22 protein-coding genes are annotated in these 21,405 nt (G+C 41.9%); 3 read left to right on the plus strand and 19 right to left on the minus strand.

The window, feature by feature from the left end:
- Positions 1-25: 25 nt before the first annotated feature.
- Positions 26-601, plus strand: coding sequence for a Fe-S biogenesis protein NfuA (nfuA, locus tag ABMY45_RS22865; protein WP_010378467.1), 576 nt, complete (start codon positions 26-28; stop codon positions 599-601).
- The gene (locus ABMY45_RS22870; protein WP_102057664.1) at positions 601-879 is read left to right on the plus strand and encodes a hypothetical protein; all 279 of its coding nucleotides are present in this window, start codon (positions 601-603) and stop codon (positions 877-879) included. Before nfuA ends, ABMY45_RS22870 begins: the two co-directional genes overlap by 1 nt.
- 10 nt (positions 880-889) lie before the next feature.
- Here ABMY45_RS22870 and ABMY45_RS22875 read toward each other — a convergent pair whose 3' ends face one another.
- Positions 890-2,158: an MATE family efflux transporter gene (locus ABMY45_RS22875; RefSeq protein ID WP_010604356.1), complete on the minus strand. Its 1,269-nt coding sequence runs from the start codon at positions 2,156-2,158 to the stop codon at positions 890-892.
- 27 nt (positions 2,159-2,185) lie between these two features.
- On the opposite strand from ABMY45_RS22875, the gene ABMY45_RS22880 reads away from it, so the two are divergent.
- Positions 2,186-3,229 (plus strand): polysaccharide deacetylase family protein, encoded by a 1,044-nt coding sequence (locus ABMY45_RS22880; RefSeq protein WP_349289542.1) that lies wholly within the window; start codon positions 2,186-2,188, stop codon positions 3,227-3,229.
- A gap of 33 nt (positions 3,230-3,262) precedes the next feature.
- On the opposite strand, the gene ABMY45_RS22885 is transcribed toward ABMY45_RS22880, so the two are convergent.
- From ABMY45_RS22885 to lexA, 18 genes are all read right to left on the minus strand, one after another.
- Positions 3,263-4,291, minus strand: a complete 1,029-nt coding sequence (locus ABMY45_RS22885; RefSeq protein ID WP_039490870.1) for a chemotaxis response regulator protein-glutamate methylesterase — start codon at positions 4,289-4,291, stop codon at positions 3,263-3,265.
- Between the two features lie 9 nt (positions 4,292-4,300).
- Complete coding sequence (gene cheD, locus ABMY45_RS22890; RefSeq protein WP_010604353.1) at positions 4,301-4,915, minus strand: chemoreceptor glutamine deamidase CheD; 615 nt, start codon at positions 4,913-4,915, stop codon at positions 4,301-4,303.
- Complete coding sequence (locus tag ABMY45_RS22895; RefSeq protein WP_095728126.1) at positions 4,902-5,732, minus strand: protein-glutamate O-methyltransferase CheR; 831 nt, start codon at positions 5,730-5,732, stop codon at positions 4,902-4,904. The genes cheD and ABMY45_RS22895 overlap by 14 nt, the downstream gene beginning before the upstream one ends.
- A 51-nt stretch (positions 5,733-5,783) precedes the next feature.
- Positions 5,784-8,471, minus strand: coding sequence for a methyl-accepting chemotaxis protein (locus ABMY45_RS22900; RefSeq protein WP_349289543.1), 2,688 nt, complete (start codon positions 8,469-8,471; stop codon positions 5,784-5,786).
- Position 8,472: 1 nt separating this feature from the next.
- Complete coding sequence (locus tag ABMY45_RS22905) at positions 8,473-8,994, minus strand: chemotaxis protein CheW (protein WP_010604350.1); 522 nt, start codon at positions 8,992-8,994, stop codon at positions 8,473-8,475.
- Entirely contained in the window at positions 8,991-11,075 is a 2,085-nt protein-coding gene (locus ABMY45_RS22910; protein ID WP_235368846.1) for a chemotaxis protein CheA, read from the minus strand. Before ABMY45_RS22910 ends, ABMY45_RS22905 begins: the two co-directional genes overlap by 4 nt.
- Positions 11,076-11,093: 18 nt before the next feature.
- Positions 11,094-11,456: a response regulator gene (locus ABMY45_RS22915; RefSeq protein WP_010378447.1), complete on the minus strand. Its 363-nt coding sequence runs from the start codon at positions 11,454-11,456 to the stop codon at positions 11,094-11,096.
- A 9-nt stretch (positions 11,457-11,465) separates the two neighbouring features.
- On the minus strand, positions 11,466-11,738 hold the full coding sequence (locus tag ABMY45_RS22920; RefSeq protein ID WP_010604348.1) for an STAS domain-containing protein: 273 nt from the start codon (positions 11,736-11,738) through the stop codon (positions 11,466-11,468).
- Between the two features lie 155 nt (positions 11,739-11,893).
- Positions 11,894-12,487 carry an SCO family protein gene (locus ABMY45_RS22925; RefSeq protein ID WP_010604347.1) on the minus strand — a complete coding sequence of 198 codons (594 nt, stop codon included), beginning with the start codon at positions 12,485-12,487 and terminating at the stop codon, positions 11,894-11,896.
- The gene (cyoE, locus tag ABMY45_RS22930) at positions 12,484-13,383 is read right to left on the minus strand and encodes a heme o synthase (RefSeq protein WP_029215745.1); all 900 of its coding nucleotides are present in this window, start codon (positions 13,381-13,383) and stop codon (positions 12,484-12,486) included. Before cyoE ends, ABMY45_RS22925 begins: the two co-directional genes overlap by 4 nt.
- Positions 13,367-14,380, minus strand: coding sequence for a COX15/CtaA family protein (locus tag ABMY45_RS22935; protein WP_349289544.1), 1,014 nt, complete (start codon positions 14,378-14,380; stop codon positions 13,367-13,369). Before ABMY45_RS22935 ends, cyoE begins: the two co-directional genes overlap by 17 nt.
- A 9-nt stretch (positions 14,381-14,389) precedes the next feature.
- Positions 14,390-14,881: a transmembrane cytochrome oxidase associated protein gene (locus tag ABMY45_RS22940; protein WP_349289545.1), complete on the minus strand. Its 492-nt coding sequence runs from the start codon at positions 14,879-14,881 to the stop codon at positions 14,390-14,392.
- Entirely contained in the window at positions 14,874-15,602 is a 729-nt protein-coding gene (locus ABMY45_RS22945) for an SURF1 family protein (protein ID WP_211867191.1), read from the minus strand. The genes ABMY45_RS22940 and ABMY45_RS22945 overlap by 8 nt, the downstream gene beginning before the upstream one ends.
- Positions 15,603-15,816: 214 nt before the next feature.
- Positions 15,817-16,692, minus strand: a complete 876-nt coding sequence (locus ABMY45_RS22950) for a cytochrome c oxidase subunit 3 (RefSeq protein WP_102057670.1) — start codon at positions 16,690-16,692, stop codon at positions 15,817-15,819.
- Positions 16,682-17,260 (minus strand): cytochrome c oxidase assembly protein, encoded by a 579-nt coding sequence (locus tag ABMY45_RS22955; protein WP_102057671.1) that lies wholly within the window; start codon positions 17,258-17,260, stop codon positions 16,682-16,684. The genes ABMY45_RS22950 and ABMY45_RS22955 overlap by 11 nt, the downstream gene beginning before the upstream one ends.
- The gene (ctaD, locus tag ABMY45_RS22960; protein WP_102057672.1) at positions 17,260-18,834 is read right to left on the minus strand and encodes a cytochrome c oxidase subunit I; all 1,575 of its coding nucleotides are present in this window, start codon (positions 18,832-18,834) and stop codon (positions 17,260-17,262) included. The genes ABMY45_RS22955 and ctaD overlap by 1 nt, the downstream gene beginning before the upstream one ends.
- Entirely contained in the window at positions 18,834-19,976 is a 1,143-nt protein-coding gene (gene coxB / locus ABMY45_RS22965) for a cytochrome c oxidase subunit II (protein WP_010604340.1), read from the minus strand. Before coxB ends, ctaD begins: the two co-directional genes overlap by 1 nt.
- A 360-nt stretch (positions 19,977-20,336) precedes the next feature.
- Entirely contained in the window at positions 20,337-20,951 is a 615-nt protein-coding gene (gene lexA, locus ABMY45_RS22970) for a transcriptional repressor LexA (RefSeq protein ID WP_102057673.1), read from the minus strand.
- Between the last annotated feature and the right edge of the window lie 454 nt (positions 20,952-21,405).

Consider the following 21,405-nt stretch of genomic DNA (forward strand, 5'->3'; position numbering starts at 1 on the left):
AATTTAGTCAAGTATAGAGCGAATTATGATCCATATTTCAGATTCTGCCCAAAGCCATTTCGCGAAACTATTAGCCGATCAGGCTGAAGGCACCAATATTAGGGTTTTCGTGGTTAATCCAGGCACCTCTCAAGCTGAGTGTGGCGTGTCATATTGCCCAGCAGATGCCGTTGAACAAAGCGATATCCGCTTACCGTTTAATGGTTTTGAAGCCATCGTTGATGAAGAAAGTGCACCATTTTTAGAAGAAGCCGATATCGATTTCGTTACCGATAAAATGGGGAGTCAGTTGACGCTTAAGGCACCGAATGCCAAAGCTAAACGATTACGTGACGATGCGAGCCTAGCTGAACGCGTAGAGCACATGCTTGTGACAGAAGTAAATCCACAATTGGCCAATCATGGTGGTCAAGTTAGCCTAGTAGAAATTACCGCAGATGGTATTGCAGTACTTCAATTCGGCGGTGGTTGTAACGGCTGCTCAATGATTGATGTCACATTGAAAGAGGGCATCGAAAAAGAGATGATCGCTAAGTTTGAAGAGATCAATGGCGTACGTGACATCACAGAGCACGCGCGTGGCGAACACTCTTACTATTAATGAGCAAAACCCTCATTTATCGCTTAGGGTCTCACCCTAAGCGAAGCCTCAAATTTTTCCTTTTTGGCCTTGTTATTGTGTTACTCGCGGGTGCTTTAATCGCACTGGGTTATTATCAAGATCATCGCTTTCAAATCGCAGGTTTAGTGCTTTTACTTCCTGGTTTGTGCTGTGCCTTTTACGGTTATATTGGTATTTTTTCTAATCGCTTTTCTCAAGTGATAGAAGCCAGAGAAAAACGCCGCCAAGCCCTAAAAGATAACGACCCATTTGCTTAACGCAGCTCCATTATTCGAGTAAAGCAGCTTCTCGAGAGAGCTGATGATATTTATATGCCAAAGTCAATCCACGCAACCCCATAAAACAACTCATCGCAAGCCAGAGCGCATGATTACCGAGTGGCAATGCAATCAAAAACGGCAAGAAGAAACCGAATACCGCAGAAACTAACATGCTGTTTCGCATTTCTTTAGCACGAGTAAGCCCCACAAAGATGCCGTCAAACAAAAAGCAACTCATGGCAATCAAAGGTAATAGCACCAACCAAGGTAAGTAAGTGCCTGCTAATGTTATCACTTCGGGGATATTGGTTAATAAGCTAATGATCCAGCCACCAGCTAGATAAAAAATAGCGCTGTATAAAAGCGCAAATGCGGCCCCCCAAAACAGGCTTACTTTTACCCATAATTGCAATTGCCCCAACGAGCCTTGTCCTTTTGCTCTGCCGACCTTAGCCTCCGCAGCATAAGCAATACCGTCCATCGCAAAGCTGACTAACATCAAAAAATTCAGTAAGACAGCGTTGGCCGCTAGTGTGATCTCACCAAGCCTTGCGCCATAGAAAGTCATGAAACTAAAGCAGAGTTGTAAGATCAAGGAACGAATAAAAATATCACGATTCAAGGTGAGTAAACTGATCCACTGTGCGCGCTTTGGTAGAGTGAATTTCAACGTAATACCGTGACGCTTTGCGACCAATGCGCTCAAAAACAAGGATAAGCCTAATGCCGAATAGTCTGCAATCAGTGAAGCCCAAGCTGCGCCTGCTACTCCCCACTCAAATCCGACAACAAATAAAATGTCCAAAGCTATATTCACTATGTTTGTGAACAACACCAGATAGAATGGCCCTCGCCCGTAATGCATCCCAAGCATAAAGCCCAGCAGCACAAGGTTTAACATTGCTGCAGGCGCACTAAATACACGGATTTGAAAATATAATTTTGCTTGCTCAAATACTTCACTAGAAGCATTTGAAAGCTGAGCAATAACTTGGATCAGCAGAGGAGATAACACAATCAAACTCATGGCGAAGAGCAGCGCAATGAGCATACTGGTATATAGTGAACGTGTTAGCTTGTCATGGTCTTGCTGGCCGCTTGATTGAGCGATCACTCCTGTTGTACTCATTCGCAGAAAACTTGCAAGCCAAAATAGTACCGAAATAGCGCTAGAGCCAAGCGCAATCCCAGCCAAAAAATGCGCATCTCCCATATGACCAATCACCGCTGTATCGACTAATCCTAACAGTGGCACCGTGATATTTGATAGTATCATCGGACCTGCAAGTAGTAAGAGGCTCAGATGTTGCGCTTTATGGCATTTAAGAAATTGATACAACATGTTATTTTTGGTTTGGCCCTATTTTCAGCAAATAGTTGGAGTGCGGTTATCTTACAGTATCATCACGTGAGTAAGAAACTCCCAGCGGTCACCAGCGTGAGTGAAGAAACCTTTAAATCTCATCTTAACCACATTAAAGAACATGGTTTTTCGGTGATACCTTTACCACATTTGTTAGATAGCCTGAAGTCGGGTAAGTCTCTACCAGAAAAAACGTTGGCTATCACCTTTGATGATGGCTATGAAAACAATATCACTGCGGCGGCCCCGATCCTGGAATCTTTTGGCTTTCCCTATACGATTTTCGTCAACCCTCAACTTATTGACGAAAAGAAAAGCTATGTCATGACGTGGGATGAACTGAGGGCATTAGCAAAACGCGGGGCTATTATCGCAAATCATAGTGCTAAGCACGATTACCTCCATCTCAAACTAAAAAATGAAACAGTGGCACAGTGGCGTGCGCGTGTTGAGCACGATATCACATGGTCACAACAGCGAATTAAAGAAGAAATTGGCCACGATTACCCCTACCTCGCATACCCGTACGGCGAATTTAATCATGAATTACAAAAGCTAGTAGCAGAGCTTGGACTTATTGGTATTGGGCAACACTCTGGTGCGGTTGGTATTTCTTCAGATTTTACACGTATCGCTCGCTTTCCCGCATCGGGAAACTACAGCAACTTAGAAACATTAAAAACTAAGCTCGAGACCAAAGCGTTCTCTCTACAAAAATTAGAGTACCTTGATAGCGTCACGAACAATAAAACCCCAGCAATCACGTTGCATTTTAACAATAAGGATTTTCATCAGAGTCAATTTGCATGCTACGTTTCAGGTGTTGGGCAAGCTGAGCTGACGTGGCTATCAGAAACCAGCGTACGTATCCAAACCCCGAAAGCACTATCCATAGGACGGTCACGATATAACTGTACTGCACCTTCAATCAAAGACACAGGACGATATTATTGGTTTTCACAACCTTGGGTTATTGAAAAATAACAGCTTTGGGTAGGAGCAAATTAGCTCTTACCCTTACTTTTTAACCGCGCTCAGCATGGTTTCGGTCACTTTACTCAAAGGTACTAGGCTTTGCACTGCACCAAGCTCGTACGCAGCTCTAGGCATTCCCCATACCACACAGCTAAGTTCATCTTGTGCAAATGTTTTAGCACCTGCAGCTTTCAAAGCTAGCATTGCTTTTGCTCCATCACTGCCCATTCCCGTGAGCATAGCAGCACAAACATGCTTACCCATTGGCACAAGGGAGTTAAATAACACTTCAACGGAAGGTTTATGACGATTAACAGGCTCAGTATCATCTAATCGGCAGACATATCCGGTTGCTGTGTGTGCCACCTTAAGATGTTTGTCTCCCGGTGCAATGAATACATGACCTGGTAATAAAACATCTCCCTCTTCCGCTTCTTTGACTGATACCGCACAGGTGCGATCCATTCTTTGCGCGAATGAGGTACTGAAAACTGGTGGGATGTGTTGTGTGATAACAACAGGAGGCGCGTGTGTTGGTAATCGCATAAGCACCTCTCTGATAGCTTCAGTTCCTCCAGTTGAGGCGCCTATGGCTAAAATAGTATTACGCGAAAATGTATAATTACGGCCAATTTCTAATTCGCTTTCCTGTTTTGGTGCTTTAAAAGCCCTCACTCGTGCACCAGCCGCGACTCTAATCTTCTTAACCAGTAAATCAGAATAGGACATTAAGGTATCAGCAACATTGCTGGTGGGCTTAGAAATAAAATCAACTGCACCTAACTCTAGTGCTTCTATCGTGGCGGGTGAGCCCTCTTGGGTCAACGTAGAGATCATCACAACAGGCATAGGCCTTAAACGCATTAAGTTTTTAAGAAAATTAATGCCATTCATTTTTGGCATTTCTATATCCAAAGTTAATACGTCAGGCGAAGTAGATTTAATGAGCTCTCTAGCTTCATAAGGGTCTTCCGCGGTGCCAACGACTTTAATACCATCCGCCTGACCTAGTATTTCTTTTAACAACCCACGAATTAACGGCGAGTCGTCAACAATCAGAACTTTGATCATATTTCACACCTAAAATAGCTCAATATCCGTTTTATTGTCTTGAGCCTCAATGTCATGTAAGTAACGCACTTCACGTTGTTCAATTGTGTTATTGTGCATGGTTCGTAACTTTTTCACTTGCGCTTTGCCACTTTGAGGATGAAAGATAACTTTTCTTGGCCAGGGGCCACCTACATCCTGTGAAATTAAATTCAAACTTTCCTCTTCCACATAGGCTTGAGCAAACCTGATGTTCCCTTCCCCAATATCAGTCATTGCGCTAATAATTTTTCCACCGCCAAAAAGTTTGATTTTTAAATTGCTTCTAGACGCCCCATTTTTGAGTACTTCATTTATCAGATACTCCATCGCCCAGTTACCATAACGACAATTTAGGTCATCCGCATGCACTTCTCGTAGCGCTTTCGCTCCGGGTAACATAAAGTGATTCATACCACCTATCCCCAATTTCTCGTCATATACGCAAGCTGCAATACAAGACCCTAATACCGTCGAAATCAATTCGTCCTGCTTAGATACATAAAATTCCCCAGGTAATACTTTTGCAACGACTTTAGAACGTCCTGAATCCCAAAAGCGTTTTACATGTTCGAATCCTCTGAGAACAGGTCTAAACTCTCTCATTCAACTGGCCTTTTTGATAAATGGTTTTACCTAGGTTTTTAAATTCCAGATGCTCTTTTCCCATCGTCTCGGAGTGCCCGATAAGTAAGTAACCATTGGGAACTAACATGTCATGATATTGCTCAAACAATTTATCTTTGGTTTCTTTATCAAAATAAATCAAAACATTACGACAGAAAATAACATCAAAGGGTCCTTTCATTGGCCATGGTTCTAGAAGATTAAGTCGTTTAAAATGGATGAAAGATTGCAATTTAGGCTTCACTTTATACATTGCTCCATCTGCACTTCTAAGAAACCATTTTTTGAGCTTATCTTCATCTAAACCCGTGACGTTATTTGCCGTATATTCTCCGAGACTCGCTTTGCCCAAGACGTTGGAATCTAGATCTGTTGCTAGCACTTTGACGTCCCAACCACTTGGAAAAGCATTCGCAATGGTCATCGCGATACTATAAGGCTCTTCACCTGTAGAGCATCCAGCAGACCAGATTCGGACTCTTCTGTCGTGTTTGTGCCTGGCAATAATTTCAGGAACTATTCTTTTCGTTAAGAACTCGAAGTGATGATTTTCTCGAAAGAAAGAAGTTAAGTTAGTTGTTATTGCATTAATAAAATGGCTAAACTCAACATCTTGATTTTCTTCCAAAAAAGACAAATACGCCTCAAATGATTTTAGCCCGTTGGCTCTTATGCGCCTTGCTAACCTTGAGTAAACCATTTCCCTTTTATGCGGCCCGAGTACTATGCCGCATGTGTCATAGACCCGAGCCGAAATTTCGGAAAAATCCTTATCGGTCAACAGAAACTCTCGCATCGTCGTATTCCTTCAGCCAACCCCACTAAGGAATTGGTCTATTACCAAACCCTAAAACTCTTCCCACTCTTCCGAGTCATCAGCAAACTGATTACTTCTCGTGTTTTGCTGCGGGGGCTTATTGGAGTTCATTGTCCGTTTTGGTAATTGCTTTTCTGGCGCTTTATAGTTCTTCGGTGACTCAGATATTTCTAAGCTACGGTGTGAAGATTCATCAAGAGTGAAGAAGTTTAATAATCTTCTCATATCATTTGCTTGCTCAGCCATCGACTCCCCTGCGGCTGACGCTTCTTCAACTAAGGCAGCATTTTGCTGCGTCATTTCATCCATTTGTGACACTGCTTTATTAACCTGCTCAATACCTGAACTCTGCTCAATCGACGCTTCAGCAATGTCAGAAATCATGTTTGTCACCCGCTTAACAGACTCAACTATTTCTTTTAGTGTTTCACCTGACTCATTAACCAGTAACGTACCATCTTCAACCTTACTTACACTGTCTCTGATCAGGTCCTTAATTTCTTTAGCTGCTGCGGCAGAGCGCTGAGCTAGATTACGAACTTCACCAGCAACCACAGCAAATCCTCTACCTTGCTCTCCAGCCCGAGCAGCTTCAACGGCTGCATTTAATGCCAATAGGTTTGTCTGGAAAGCAATTTCATCAATAACACCTATAATGTCAGCAATTTTCTTACTTGAATCATTAATTTCAGACATGCTTTCAACTGCGCGTGTGACTACTTCACCGCCTTTGGTCGCCTTGTCACAAGTATCTTCAGCCAACTCATTAGCTACTTTCGCGTTATCTGCATTTTGTCTAACTGTGCTCGTCATTTCTTCCATGCTAGAAGCAGTTTCTTCTAGCGAGGAAGCTTGCTCCTCGGTCCGCTGACTCAAATCTGCGTTTCCTTGAGATATTTCATCTGCACCACTGGCAACTAGATTTGCAGATGTACGTATGCGACCAAGCATTTCGGTTAACTTCTCAGCAGTGGTGTTTGCGTCTTTTTTGAGCTTTTCATAAGCCCCGCGATAATCGCCTTCAATACGCCTAGTCAAATTACCAGTCGCCAATGCGTCTAACATATCCCCCATGTCTGTAACAGTCTCATCGACAGTAGACACTAAACTATTTAACCCTTTGGTTAGCCTTAAATAGAAGCCATCTTTCCCATCTTCTGATAAACGAACACTAAGGTTACCAGCGTTAGCCGACTGAACGAGGCCATTCACCTCTTTCTCAATCGTAACTTCTTTGGTTCTATCTTCCCATTCGACAACGGTGCCCACGCGTTCATTATTGCCGTCAAATATCGGATTGGCGACTAGACCAAAGGTTCTTCCGCCGACAACGATTTCCGTTTTATACTCAGTTTCGAGCCGAGAAAGCATACTGCGTTGATGACTTGGGTTGCGGTGGAATACATCAATATTCGCCCCCATAAGATGGTTACTGTCAAAATTAGGCAGGTCACGCCTTAGGTCGCTCTCAGCATTTCTCATCATATCTTTCACTGCGCGATTCAAGTAAACGATCTCAAACTGCTCATTTGCTATCATCGTATTCGTTGAAACGTTGTCTAATGCTCTTCGGACGCGTAAGTTTTCAGCTGCGGCAGTTTTCTCTTCTTCTTCACGAACTAAACGCTCTGTTTTGTCGTCCCACTCTACAACGGTACCAATCCGCTTTTTCTCTTCATCAAACACCGGGGTCGCAATTAAACCAAAGGTGAAGCCAGCAACTTTGATATCTGTACTGTATACATCACTCAGTTTCTCAAGCAGATTTCTTTGATGGCTAGGGTTCGCATGAAACACATCAATACATTGCCCTACAAGCTTATCCACATCAAAGTTCGGTAATGATTTTCTAAGCTGCGTTTGATTGTCTCTCAACATTCGCACAACCGAATCATTAACATAAATAATATTCAATCCTTCGTCCGCTAACATTACGTTTGCCTGACAAACGTCCAGCGCGCTCGATATACGAGCATTGTGACTCGCCAAGTCCGCCTGCTTTTTCTCTAGCGCTAATTCTCTTGTAAGGTCTTTCCACTCAACTAAAGTCGCGATCCTTTGCCCTTCATCATCGAAAACAGGCGTGGCAATAAGATCAAAGGTCAAACCTGCCACTTTGATTTGTGTGACATATGGACGGGTCAAATTAGCTAGGATGCCTCTCTGATGGCTGGGGTTTTTATGAAATGTATCAATGTTTGCACCAATCAAATTATCAACATTAAAGCCAGGCAATTCTTGCTGTAACTTAGCCTGATTTTTACGCAGCATGCTGGTTACGGAATCGTTCAAATACACAATATTGAGAGAAGCATCTGCAAGCATAACATTGGCCTGACAGACCTTTAAAGCTAGCAACAAACTATGGCTATGATCTTGACTATCTACTGCGTCACCATTTAATAAATTAGCAACCGCTTTGTATAAGGATGATTGACGTGACGCATTACTTGCATTGAGTAAGCTAGCATCTTTACTCTCTATCGCGGGAACAATTTCCTCAACATCTTGCAACTTAGAAAGCAGAATATTTGCGCTTTGCTTAAGTAGTAAAATTGCCAGCACCACACTGACAGCTGCTATAACCATCGCCACATAGGCCTGTGTAGACATATTAATATTCAACATTTGAACACTAATTGCCAAGCCCACAAATATTATGGCACCCGCAATCAGAACCCTATTGTTGAGTTGACTTGCTAATGCTTGATCGCTCATGTTATCCCCCGACAACCAATTGCTCATTCTGCTTGACTTCAAGATCTAATATCTTCTTCAAATTTAAAAGTACGACCATTTTTTCACCAACATTTACAAGTCCTTGTACAAATTGACTATTTTCCGAGTCTTGAAAATCTGGAACATCCTTCGCTGTTTCTTCGTTGATGCTGTATACGTCAGAAACAGCATCAACAACTAACCCCATAATTTTTGTTGCCTCTTTTATTACAACGGAGACAACGATAACCACGGTTAGAGCTCCATATTCGATTTGCGGTAAGCCGAATCGAATCCTTAAATCTATGATTGGTACTATCGTGCCACGTAAATTAATCGCACCGTTCACATACTTAGGAGCATTTGGAATTGCAGTGACTTCTTCCCACCCTCTGATTTCCTGTACGGCCAGAATATCCATGCCATACTCTTCGCCCGCCATCATAAAGGTGAGAAATTGTGTATCGTCATCTCTGTCTGCAAGCATGACTTGTTCATTAATCGAGGCTTTTTCAGTGATCATGACACCACCTCATCTAACTCTTGTTCTACTAATAACTCTTGAGTTCCTGGACGCTTTAAGCCGCTCAGTTTGATAAGACCACTAATATCGACAATTAAAGAGACTCTGCCATCACCTAAAATTGTCGCCCCTGAGATCCCATTTACTTTCTGATAATTCGCTTCGAGACTTTTAATAACGACCTGTTGTTGCGCCAGTAAATCATCAACCAACAACCCCACTTTGTGATTATCACTCTCAACAACCACTAACAGTGTTTTATCCAACTCTTCTATTGCACCACCATGATTAAATAATTGATATAGCCTTAGTATTGGTATGTATTCATCTCGTAACCGTAGCACCTCTAAGCCATTACCTACTTTGCTCACTTTTTTAATATCTATTTGTAAAGACTCAACAATAGAAATAAGTGGAATGATGTAGGTATGCTTTGCAACTTTAACCAGTTGACCATCAAGAATGGCCAGCGTTAATGGCAATCTAATTGTAAACGTTGAGCCAACCCCTTTTGCTGAAGTTACTTCAACGCTGCCGTTTAATGCTTGAATATTTCTTCGAACAACGTCCATACCCACGCCGCGACCAGAGATATCACTCACTTCATCGGCTGTTGAAAACCCAGGCCTAAAAATAAGTTCATTAACCTCTTCAATAGTCAGCTCATCAGTTGCTTGAATTAGGCCATTGGCAATCGCTTTACTTTTTATTTTTTCGGTATTCAAGCCTCTGCCATCATCCATGATTTCAATCACAATATTTCCACCTTGGTGGAAAGCATTCAGTGTCACCGTACCCACAGGATCTTTTCCGGCTTTTATTCTGTCTTCCGGTGTTTCTAAGCCGTGATCCAAAGAATTTCTTACTAAATGAACCATAGGATCGGAAATTTTTTCCATCACGGTTTTATCTAATTCTGTTTGCTCTCCTAGCAGTTTTAGCTCAACCTGTTTGTTCAACTTCTGTGATGTGTCTCTTACTAAACGAGGAAATCGGCTGAAGACAAAACTAATAGGTAACATCCTGATCCGCATTACATTTTCTTGTAAATCTCGCGTATTATGGGCTAATTGAGCGAGGCCTTCTTGCATCGCAGCAAGCGTATTTTCGGTCGGTTCTTGCTCGCCTAATTGAGTCAACATAGCTTGGGTAATAACCAACTCCCCTACCATATTGATAAGCGAATCAACTTTATCAATCCCAACACGGATCGAAGTCGATTCTGCTGATTTCTTGCTAGCCTCAGGCTTAGCCTTTGTCGCTGAGGATGTTTTTGGTACATCAATATTTTGAGTGTCGTTGCTCGACGCTTCTTTCTTCTCACTCTCTGGTTCTGGCGTTGTGGAGACACTCACATCATCTTCAAATAAACCACCACATAAGGTAATAGAAATTTCAGCATCATCCTCAACCCACTCAAATACTTCTTTAATCGCCGACTCTGGATGACTGGTTGTTAAGTATAACCGCCAACTGAGGTAGCAATCCTCTGGATTGAAGTCATCAATTTCAGGTATTGCATCACAAAACGCATGAGTTTCTAAATCCCCCAATTCTGATAGCTCACTTAACATATAGAGCGGTTCGTTACCGGTTTTAAACAAGTGGGGGAGCGGTTTAAAGTCTATTTGATAGGTTTGAGATTCTTGCCCTTGAGGTATGCTATCGGCAGTATCTGAGCTAACACTCTCTTTACCACCTAAAATCTCTTCAAATTTAACTTTCAACTCATTCGCATTGGAGAGATCTGGCTCTTCTTCGGCTTGTAATGCGGTTAGTAAGGCCCTTAAACAATCAACGGATTGGAGCAGCAAATTGACATGTTCAGCGGTCAACTGTCGACGCCCATCCCTGATTTGATCGAGTAAGGTTTCCAACACATGCGTGAAGTTAGCGACAGAAGTAAAACCAAATGTTCCACTGCCACCTTTGATGCTGTGTGCTGCGCGAAATATAGTATTGATCGTTTCTGAGTCTTCATGGCCTGGCTGTAAATTCAGCAGCTCAGCTTCCATTATGTCTAGGCCTTCAAAGCTTTCTTCAAAAAAGACATCAAAAAATTGGCTTAAATCAATACTCATATCGACGCCTCTCTGTATCTATCTTATGACTTTTTTCAATACCGCTAGTAGTTGTTCAGGGTTGAATGGCTTCACTATCCAACCAGTTGCTCCCGCCGCTTTACCTTCTGTTTTTTTATCTAACCCCGACTCGGTGGTCAGCATTAGTAAAGGGGTGAACTTATAGTTGGGTAGGCTACGCAGCTCTTTAATAAGTGTGATCCCATCCATTACAGGCATGTTTACATCAGAGATCACGGCATCGAACCCTTGTTGCTTGGCAATAGATAGCGCTTCACTGCCATCTTTGGCTTCCGTAACATCAAAACCTGCTTTTTTCAAAGTAAAGCCAACCATTTGGCGCATTGACGCCGAATCATCCACAGCTAAAATCTTTTTCATATTCACCTCTTAATTTTCAATACTATGGAATAAATAATGGGTTAATCCCAACTCATTGACAGCCTGCGCTAAAGCGTCACTTTCACCATGCCATACAATTTTATGTTCTAACGAGAGCAAGTGTTTCTGTACGGCACAGAGCAGTTGTATAGATGCTGTATCGGCTCTTTGCACTTCACTAATATCAATCGTGATGTCTGATGTTTCCATAGAGTCTTGGAAAATCTGATGGTACAGGCTTTCCACATGGTTAATCGCCATTTCAGGTGGAAGTTTCAACATGAGCTGAAGACTATCCTTGTAAAAATGAGTAATAAAATTAGCTTAGACCGTGATGGTAAAAATGCCACAAAGATTGATTAAAAATCCGCAAATAATTAAAGCGTTAGAGGTAAGATAGTGCAGCGACACTAGGGTCGACCAGTGTCGCTATAAGACTAATTGATGATCTTCTCAAGGTCAGCAAGAAGTAGTTTGTCATCGATTGTAGGGACAGCTCCCACTGTATGTGTAGGTTTGAAAATAGCCTCAAGCTGACCTTTTGGGTTAATTAATGCTACAGACGCACTATGATCAACATAATACTCTTCTGTCTGTTCCTGATTTATTGCGTATATTAAACCGAGATCTCTCACAAACGGAAATAAAGCAGAATGCTCGGCAGATACCGCTTTAAAATCAGGATCAAAGTGCTTGATGTAGGCCAAACGCTTTTCTTCAGTATCTCGGTTGGGATCGACCGATACAAACCATACTTGTAAGTCACCTTTATTTTTTACAGATTGATATACGTGAGTTAATTTCAACAGCGTCATAGGACACACGTCGGGACAACTCGTGTAGCCCAAAAATAGCAAATTCCATTTATCGGTAAAGTCTTGGTTTGAGACTATCGCACCGTGTTGATCCCTTAATTCAAACGCTTTAACGTCCTTAGGCTTTGGGTACCAAACCACTTTTTCCGACACATCTGGTGCAGGCCCACAACCAAACAAAGTTAACATAGAGATAATTAACAGAAATTTTTTCATATAAATGCTTTATCCACAAAAAGTGCAATGAACACTATCAAAAGATGCCAGATAGAGAAATAAAATACCCTCATAGCATACTCTAAACTATTTGTTCTCATAAGCTTTGTCGCTTTGTAAATAAAAGCGACATTTGCCATACCAGAGACCAACAAGTAGATCCAACCAGACATTCCCACTAGATAAGGGAGCAAACAGACTAAAGTCAAAATGATGGTATAAAATAGCACACAGAGTTTTGTAAATTCGTTTCCATGCGTTACTGGTAACATGGGGACTTCGGCTTTTTCGTAGTCTCGTTTACGAGCAATAGCTAATGCCCAAAAGTGAGGAGGTGTCCAAGCAAAAATGATCATTACTAACAACCAAGGCTCTGCACCAAGCTGACCAGTCTCACTGACCCAACCTAACAGGGGTGGCATCGCTCCTGCTAACCCCCCAATTACTATGTTTTGAGGTGTTGCGCGTTTTAACAATAACGTATAAATCACGGCATAACCGAATAGCGCGGCTAAGGTAAGTAGCGCACATAACTGATTGGCGAAAATAGTTAATAGAGCATACCCAGAAATTGCGAGGCCTATCGCAAAGATTAAAGCTGATGATACAGAAACAGAGTCTGTCGCTAACGGTCGGTTTCGTGTTCGCGCCATCTTTTTATCTATTTCTCTATCCACGATATGATTTACAGCTGCTGCACTACTCGAAAGTAAACCAATGCCAAACAAACTCATTAATTGTGCCAATAATGTTTTATCACTTTGTGGTGCTAACATCATCCCGACCCAAGCAGTAATAACCAACATACATACTACTTTGAACTTACACATGCCAAAGTAGGCTTTGAATAAAGTAGTTGCTTTTTGAAGCTCTGAAAAACTAGTTAATTGAAGCATGTTTTACTCCTACTTTTTGCGCCAAGCTGATAAAGAAACACAATTTCACCATTGCTAATAACACCATTGCTGCCATGAAGTTATGGAATAAGGTCAACAACAGAGGAAATTGGAAGTGTACGATTGCCCCCCCCACCAAAACTTGTATAGAAACTAAAGCTAAAACGACAAGCGCTGAATGTCGGAGTAAGTGGTTTTGACCAGCTCTAAGGAGTGGCCAACATGCAGCAAGTAGCGTTAAAACGGTAACAACTGCCCAAACCCGATGGATAAAGTGAATAGATACTCTAGATTCAAACGGTAACACTCCAAACTCGTAGGTCGCTGAAGCTTCAGGAAGCGTAAATAAGCTCTGCCAAGAGAAAAGCTGAAGGTTGTCACATAGTGGCAGCCCTGTACAATGTGGAGCAGCATAATTGGCTGCAAGCCACCCACCAAGCGCAATTTGTATAATCAACACACCAAGAGCCACATAACATAAACGACAGGTAAGGCTGGTTACACTAGCTGTAATAGTGGTGTATTTCAGCCTTAAAACCAATAACATCAGCAATGCAAGAATACTAAACCCACCTAGTAAATGACCCATCACAATGACTGGCTGTAAATTCATCGTCACGGTCCACATCCCAAGTGCCCCTTGAAATAACACAAGCAATAGCAGTAGATAGTAGTGACGGTTAGGACTTTCTGTATTTTGCTTTTTGAACAGCCTTATGCATGCAAGTGCCAAAATAAGTAACCCGAGGAAGCTGGCAAAATAGCGATGGATCATTTCAATCCAAGCTTTTTCTGCTTCCACTTCTAAATGTGGAAAATTGTCTTTAGCCGCAGATAGTTCATGAGTCTCATTTGGTACTGTTAAAAAGCCGTAACACCCAGGCCAATCTGGACACCCAAGTCCCGCGTCACTTAAACGTGTGAAGGCGCCAAGTGTCACTACAGTTATTGCGACGAAACAGGCAAATATTGCGATTTTTATTTTTACCTTGGACATATTTACCTCCTAACTTGAACGAGAGTAATTCAATAATTTCTTCAAATCACTCAGTAGCCCTTTTTGCACATTTCGCATTTCTTCTAAGCTTGCTACTGGTGCATACTTGAGTACAAATAACCCTGTTTTATCAACCAAATAGAGATGATTGTCGTCTAACTGGTTGAGGTATATCGGCAAAGAAGTAGCGTACTCAATACCTTTTTCATTTCGCTCTTGCAATACCACAAGCGATACTTTCTGCTGGTTTTTCCCCAGCGCTAAATACAAATTAGGTAAGCTATCTAGTAGTAAAGAACATTGCTTATTACACTGTCTTGGTCGCTGGTAAACGATACTCCACTCAGTATCTAAAACCAGCTCTGATTGGCGAACCTCCTGACTTAAAAATTCACCGTGATTAGTCGTGCTATGTGGTATCCAGCCAACCTTCAGGGCAACAAATGCCAACAGTAAGGGGAATACGAACAGCCCTATAAACCATGCCGCACTTTTAGACATTTTTATTCTCCTTTTTTGAAAGTTTCCAGCCAATTACTACCGCAGCCAAGGCAATAAGCAACCACTGTAAAGCATAAGCTTCATGTTTTTGCGGTGACATTACGACCGGTTGATAATGGGGCTCAGTCCCGGCAAATCTGTTTTTAGTCATATAGGCAATTAGAGGTAAAAGAGGTTTACCTGACTCCGCAGATAAGTAATCAACATCAATATATTGGATCACAGATTGTTTTGTTGCCTCCTCTGCCGCAGACTTAGCTAAGGTGAACCGCTTACTAGCACTAGATTTGATATAGACAGGTAGAGAAACGGTACCACTTGGAAGAGAGAAAACGGTAGGCACGCGACTAGCTTGCTGTGGCACAAAACCCAAATTCACAGCTAGATACTCATCAGTTCCGGAAATTTTTATAATGCCAATTACATCAAAACCGACTCGGCCTTTTACGACTTGATTATCTAAATACCAAACCGCATCGCCTACAAAATTCCCTGAAATCGACACTTCAGCATTAACATATTGCATTAGCGGCTGGGATGTTACTTGCTGCTCATTAGCTACGCCTAGCGATTTTTCAATCTCAACTTTATGCTGCAACACATGTTTTTGCTGTGCTCTTTGCCACTGCCAATAAGAGAGCGAGCCACATAAAAGAACAACTATTAATGCTGCCAATATGGGGGGTTTTGATCTACCTTTAAAAAGTGCACCTAAATCCATCGGACACCCCTTATGATTAAAATTATTATTGTTGTACTGCTACTACTCGTTTTTCTAAATCTATTTAGAGCTATGCTAGTCATGCTCAAGTCAGAGCAACAAGAGTCGATGGCGAGGCTATTGCAACAAAGAGTTTATGCATCAATAGCTGTCGTACTTCTAATCTGTCTTGCTGCTCAATTTGGCTTTATAAAACTACACTCTTCACCCGTTGTTACAACACATAAACAAATACAAACAGGCACAACCAAACAACATCAACAAAATGCCAATACCAAGCCCCAGCTTGAAAAGCAAAGTGGTTCTTAGCGGTAAAGTGGCCCTTCAACACCCTGATCCATATAACGAAAAGAATAATCGCGCCAAGTGTGACATGAAAGCCATGAAACCCTGTCAGTAAAAAGAATGTATTACCGTAAACCCCCGACTGGAGAGTTAACCCCAGATCTTGGTAAGCGTGAATATACTCTTCCACTTGCAAGGTTAAGAATGCGACGCCAAGTAGTACTGTTAATCCCAAGAACGCCTTTACTTTCGCCCGTTGCTCTTTTTCTAAAGCTACATGAGCAAAGCTAAGGGTTACTGATGATGCTAATAGAATAATCGTATTGATCAGTGGAAGTCCCTGCCAACCCATAGCTTGAGTGACAGTTCCATCTGGAGTTGTGAGCAATGGCCATACAGCTTCAAATTGAGGCCATAAAACCTCATTGGTACTGGCATTATTACTTGCACCGCCTAACCACGGCACAGCTATCATTCGTGCATAGAAAAGTGCACCAAAAAAAGCAGCAAAAAACATAACCTCGGAAAAGATAAACCATCCCATTCCTTGCTTGAACGAACGATCCATTTGGGCAGAATATAACCCATTTTGAGATTCTTGGATCACATTCCTGAACCAACCAAAAATCATATAGATCAGCACAGCAATACCCACGAGCAGTAGCATTACTCCACTATTACTGGTTGATTTAAGTTGAATAATCGTTAAGCCAGCGCCAACAGCGATAAAGAAAAGTGCAAAAGCCCCAACGATTGGCCATGGACTTTGCTCAGGCACGTAATATTTTTCTTGTTCATGGTTCATATTTGAACTCCTCTCGAGCAACTAGCATATTCAGTCCATCACTGTCTTGTTTGCTAACTCGCTCTGTAATATCAAACAACGTATATGAAAGCGTGAGTTCCTCAACATCACTTGGTAGCTCCGTATCTACATAAAACCTCAAGACAAACTCAACTTCTTCTTTGCCTTTCATTGATTGCTGATCAAAACAAAAGCAGGCCATTTTGTGTAAATACTTTGCAGCTTTCCCCGGGGACACTGAAGGGATCGCTTGCAACACACGCTCACTATCACTCAAGTTTTTTGCAATAAATTTGACATCGGTTAGCTTACCGGGTTGAACACTAACCGAATGCTCGACTGCATCGACCTTAAATGGCGCCTGGCTTTGACTATGCGTTGTGAAGCTCACATCTACTTGTCGACTTTGTGCAATTGACTCGCTCTGCTTTGCGATTTCCATGGATGGCTTACCATTTAGGCCTGTGACATCACAAAAAACGTCATATAGAGGAACCAGTGCAAAGGCAAAAGCAAACATACCTAGCGTCAACAAAATAAGCTTCTTAAGCAGGCGGCCATGTTGCATTACTTAATCTCCGGTGGCGTTGAAAAGGTATGATAAGGAGCCGGAGATGGTACTTGCCATTCTAATCCCTCTGCCCCATCCCATACTTTCCCAGAGGCCTGCTCTCCACCTTTTATACATTTATAAACCACTGCAACAAACAACAGTTGAGAAAGACCGAATGCAAACCCTCCGATACTAATGATCGCGTTGAAATCAGCGAACTGTAGAGCATAGTCAGGGATCCGCCTTGGCATGCCAGCAAGACCAACAAAGTGCATTGGGAAGAACAATACGTTCACACTAACCAAGGAGAGCCAAAAGTGAAATTTAGCCAATTTGATATCAAACATGTGCCCCGTCCACTTTGGTAACCAATAATATGCGGCGGCCATTATTGAGAACACAGCTCCCGTAACTAACACGTAATGGAAATGCGCGACAACGAAGTAGGTATCGTGATATTGGAAGTCGGCGGGAGTAATCGCTAACATCAAACCGGAAAATCCACCAATTGTGAAAAGTACGATGAATGCAATAGCAAAAAGCATAGGCACCTCAAAACTAATAGCACCTCGCCACATTGTAGCTACCCAGTTAAAAACCTTAACGCCAGTAGGCACTGAAATGAGCATAGTTGCATACATAAAAAACAACTCACCAGCTAAAGGCATACCCGTTGTAAACATATGATGAGCCCAAACGACGAACGACAGCAGTGCAATTGAAGCGGTTGCATAAACCATTGATGCATAGCCAAACAGTTTCTTTCTTGAAAATGTCGGTACTATCGTAGAGATTATGCCGAAGGCAGGTAATATCATGATGTACACTTCAGGATGACCAAAAAACCAGAATATATGCTGGAACATAACAGGATCACCACCACCTGCTGCATCAAAAAAGCTCGTTCCAAAGAACTTGTCGGTCAGCACCATAGTTACGGCGCCTGCAAGTACCGGCATAACAGCTATCAGAAGAAATGCAGTTATCAACCAGGTCCAGACAAATAAAGGCAACTTCATCCATGTCATACCTGGAGCTCTAAGATTGACGATGGTCACGATAACGTTGATAGCACCCATAATAGAGCTAATGCCCATTATATGAACAGCAAAAACAAAAAATGCAGTATTGTCATTGCTGTACGTTGTAGATAGTGGCGCATAAAAAGTCCAACCGAAAGCAGGCCCGCCGCCTTCCAAAAATAATGACATCAGTAAAATTGCAAATGCAAAGGGTAGTATCCAAAAACTCCAGTTATTCATTCTCGGTAACGCCATATCAGGAGCACCAATCATCATTGGGATCATCCAGTTGGCAAGACCTGTAAATGCGGGCATTACTGCGCCAAATACCATTATTAGTCCATGCACTGTCGTCATTTGATTAAAAAAATGCGGATCTACAAGCTGTAACCCAGGTTGGAAAAGCTCGGCTCGGATCACCATCGCCATAGCACCGCCAATTAAAAACATGGTTAGTGAGAACAATAAATACAGTGTTCCAATGTCTTTATGATTGGTGGTAAACAGCCAGCGCTTTAAGCCTTTGGGAGCTGTATGGTGTGAATGTTCGTCTACGATGGCACTCATTACTTACCCTCCTCTAGTGCATCTATCTCACGCTGTATTTGGCTTGGCTGAATAACATCGCCAGTGTCATTACCCCAGCTATTTCTTTTATAGGTGATCACCCCCGCGATCTGCTTAATTGTTAATTGCTTTGCGAAAGATTGCATCGCAGTTCCTGGGCGACCTAAAAGTAGAATATCTATATGAGCTTTAATATCTCCAGTGACGACTTTACTTCCTTTCATTGCAGGGAAGACTCCTGGTAGCCCAAGCCCAGTTGGTTGATGGCAAGCTGCGCAATAAGCCATGTAAGTTTGTTCCCCAACCTCCATTAACTCTTCTTTCGAAAGAGTTTGTTGCGCAACTGCCTGTGACTCCGCCTCTGCTTTTGCTTTTTCAGCTTTAGCATCGTTAAGCCAACTATCAAATTTATCAGGACTTACGGCCTCGACGACGATTGGCATAAAGCCATGATCTTTGCCACATAATTCAGCACATTGGCCTCTATAAATTCCCTCATCGTTTACCTTTGCCCATGCCTCATTTATAAATCCCGGATTGGCATCCTTCTTCACCGCAAAATCAGGCACCCACCAAGAATGGATGACATCATCCGAGGTCATCAAAAAGCGGACTTTCCTATCGGTAGGAATAACTAAATGCTTATCAACTTCAAGCAGGTAATTTTCATTTTTTTCTTTAAGATCACTAATTTCATCTTTCGAAGTAGAGAGCAAAGAATAGAACTCAACATCATGCCCCATATACTCATAGTGCCATTTCCACTGAGAGCCTGTGACCTTAATGGTCAGATCAGCTTTACTCGTGTCTTCCATAGCAATAAGCGTTTTTGTGGCTGGTATTGCCATACCAATGAGTATCAGGAAGGGAATTGCAGTCCAAAGTATTTCCACTTTGGTGCTTTCATGAAATTGCGCCGCAACAACGCCTTTTGACTTTCTGTGTTTTATAAGCGCCCAAAACATAATCCCAAATACAATCACTCCAATGACACAACATATTAGAAATATGGTCATGTGAAGCTCATACACTTGATGACTAATGTCTGTAACACCTTGCCTCATATTGTAAGCGCTGTTAGCAAGTGAGGGCATGGCGATTAGCACCGCGATGAATGCTACAACTAATCGACAAATTTTCATTTGACGTCTCCTTCAAGACAACTCGTGGTTGTCTCTTGTTATTATTGGATGACTGTCATATTGTCTATTTGTACATAGACTTACTGCACGACTATTAACCAATTAGTCAAAAAACAAACAAATTGCAAGATTTTCGAGAAGACCGACTTTAGAATCAAAACTGGGGACTATAGGGAGTAAAACGAAGAATGATGAAAAATAGTGTATAAAGATCAGAAAACTAAAAATATTACTAAATGATTAAAGTCACTATAATTATCTAACTTTCACACAGTTAGAAAAGTTAATTATTACTTTCTAAACAAAATATAGTTAAAGCAAGCGCAACTTTATATTTAACGCTACGCTCGCTCTCATAAACTACATCCAGTCTGCACTTCGGATAACACCGACAGCTAACCCTTCAATGGAGAAATTTTGATGTTCTAGATCTACTTCAATCGCTTTAAATTCTTCATTCTCAGCATGTAAAAAAACTTTCTTTCCTTTCTTTTCAAGGCGTTTAACAGTCACATCTTCTTCTACACGAGCAACTATCACTTGCCCATTTTCTGCCACTTGAGTTCTGTGAACAGCCAATAGGTCACCATCTATAATACCAATATCCTTCATGCTCATACCATTAACTCTCAAAAGGTAATCAGCATTAGGTTTAAAAAAACTAGCATCTACATTACAGTGGCTTTCTACATGTTGCTCTGCCAAAATAGGCTCACCAGCAGCAACACGACCAATAATAGGCAAACCAAGTTGTTCTGATTCATCCTCTACAAGTCGAATCCCTCGGCTTGCGCCTGGGACCATTTCGATAACTCCCTTTTTCGCAAGCGCTTTCAGGTGCTCTTCCGCTGCATTTGCACTCTTAAAACCCAAAGCATCAGCTATTTCAGCACGAGTTGGAGGCATGCCTGTATCTTTTATGAATACTTTTATTAATTCAAAGATTTGTTCTTGTCGTTTTGTTAGAGGACGCATTAACTGGTATTCCATACAGTGGTTTATTTACTGTAAGTATATACAGCTCAAAAAAAATCGCAAATGTTTCTTTCTTCGCCATATTTTAAGTGTATTTATTGATAGCATTAATTAGATCAGCATTAAACAAGAAGCTTCAGAGCATAACCTACGACTCTACGAAATAAGGATTATTAAGTTTTAGGGCTGATAAATCACCTCCTACCATTTTGCACTGTGCTGATACTGTGGTAGGAGCGAGTTCATCTCGCGAGGTTTTCTATATCCCAAACAGCAAAAAACCCTTCGCATTACTGCAACGGGTTTTGATGTACATGGTTTTTTGCTGGAACTTCATTGCAAGCCATCGGCGGGTAAACCGCCTCCTACCAGAATGGCTTACTTTATGGCAGCAGGCTCATGTTGTGGGAGCGAGTTTATCTCGCGATGTGTTGATTGGCTTGTGAGGGTTTCT

It is taken from the genome of Pseudoalteromonas sp. XMcav11-Q (assembly GCF_040104525.1).
Classification (GTDB): domain Bacteria; phylum Pseudomonadota; class Gammaproteobacteria; order Enterobacterales; family Alteromonadaceae; genus Pseudoalteromonas.

Coding starts and splice junctions, on each gene's coding strand:
- ABMY45_RS22880 (WP_349289542.1), top strand. CDS start 2,186: ATGTTGCGCTTTATGGCATTTAAGAAATTGATACAACATGTTATTTTT.
- ABMY45_RS22885 (WP_039490870.1), bottom strand. CDS start 4,291: ATGATCAAAGTTCTGATTGTTGACGACTCGCCGTTAATTCGTGGGTTG.
- nfuA (WP_010378467.1), top strand. CDS start 26: ATGATCCATATTTCAGATTCTGCCCAAAGCCATTTCGCGAAACTATTA.
- ABMY45_RS22900 (WP_349289543.1), bottom strand. CDS start 8,471: ATGAGCGATCAAGCATTAGCAAGTCAACTCAACAATAGGGTTCTGATT.
- ABMY45_RS22920 (WP_010604348.1), bottom strand. CDS start 11,738: ATGTTGAAACTTCCACCTGAAATGGCGATTAACCATGTGGAAAGCCTG.
- ABMY45_RS22915 (WP_010378447.1), bottom strand. CDS start 11,456: ATGAAAAAGATTTTAGCTGTGGATGATTCGGCGTCAATGCGCCAAATG.
- ABMY45_RS22940 (WP_349289545.1), bottom strand. CDS start 14,881: ATGTCTAAAAGTGCGGCATGGTTTATAGGGCTGTTCGTATTCCCCTTA.
- ABMY45_RS22945 (WP_211867191.1), bottom strand. CDS start 15,602: ATGGATTTAGGTGCACTTTTTAAAGGTAGATCAAAACCCCCCATATTG.
- ABMY45_RS22925 (WP_010604347.1), bottom strand. CDS start 12,487: ATGAAAAAATTTCTGTTAATTATCTCTATGTTAACTTTGTTTGGTTGT.
- ABMY45_RS22910 (WP_235368846.1), bottom strand. CDS start 11,075: ATGAGTATTGATTTAAGCCAATTTTTTGATGTCTTTTTTGAAGAAAGC.
- cyoE (WP_029215745.1), bottom strand. CDS start 13,383: ATGCTTCAATTAACTAGTTTTTCAGAGCTTCAAAAAGCAACTACTTTA.
- ctaD (WP_102057672.1), bottom strand. CDS start 18,834: ATGAGTGCCATCGTAGACGAACATTCACACCATACAGCTCCCAAAGGC.
- ABMY45_RS22905 (WP_010604350.1), bottom strand. CDS start 8,994: ATGATCACTGAAAAAGCCTCGATTAATGAACAAGTCATGCTTGCAGAC.
- ABMY45_RS22875 (WP_010604356.1), bottom strand. CDS start 2,158: ATGATACTATCAAATATCACGGTGCCACTGTTAGGATTAGTCGATACA.
- cheD (WP_010604353.1), bottom strand. CDS start 4,915: ATGAGAGAGTTTAGACCTGTTCTCAGAGGATTCGAACATGTAAAACGC.
- ABMY45_RS22950 (WP_102057670.1), bottom strand. CDS start 16,692: ATGAACCATGAACAAGAAAAATATTACGTGCCTGAGCAAAGTCCATGG.
- ABMY45_RS22870 (WP_102057664.1), top strand. CDS start 601: ATGAGCAAAACCCTCATTTATCGCTTAGGGTCTCACCCTAAGCGAAGC.
- ABMY45_RS22935 (WP_349289544.1), bottom strand. CDS start 14,380: ATGTCCAAGGTAAAAATAAAAATCGCAATATTTGCCTGTTTCGTCGCA.
- coxB (WP_010604340.1), bottom strand. CDS start 19,976: ATGAAAATTTGTCGATTAGTTGTAGCATTCATCGCGGTGCTAATCGCC.
- lexA (WP_102057673.1), bottom strand. CDS start 20,951: ATGCGTCCTCTAACAAAACGACAAGAACAAATCTTTGAATTAATAAAA.
- ABMY45_RS22955 (WP_102057671.1), bottom strand. CDS start 17,260: ATGCAACATGGCCGCCTGCTTAAGAAGCTTATTTTGTTGACGCTAGGT.
- ABMY45_RS22895 (WP_095728126.1), bottom strand. CDS start 5,732: ATGCGAGAGTTTCTGTTGACCGATAAGGATTTTTCCGAAATTTCGGCT.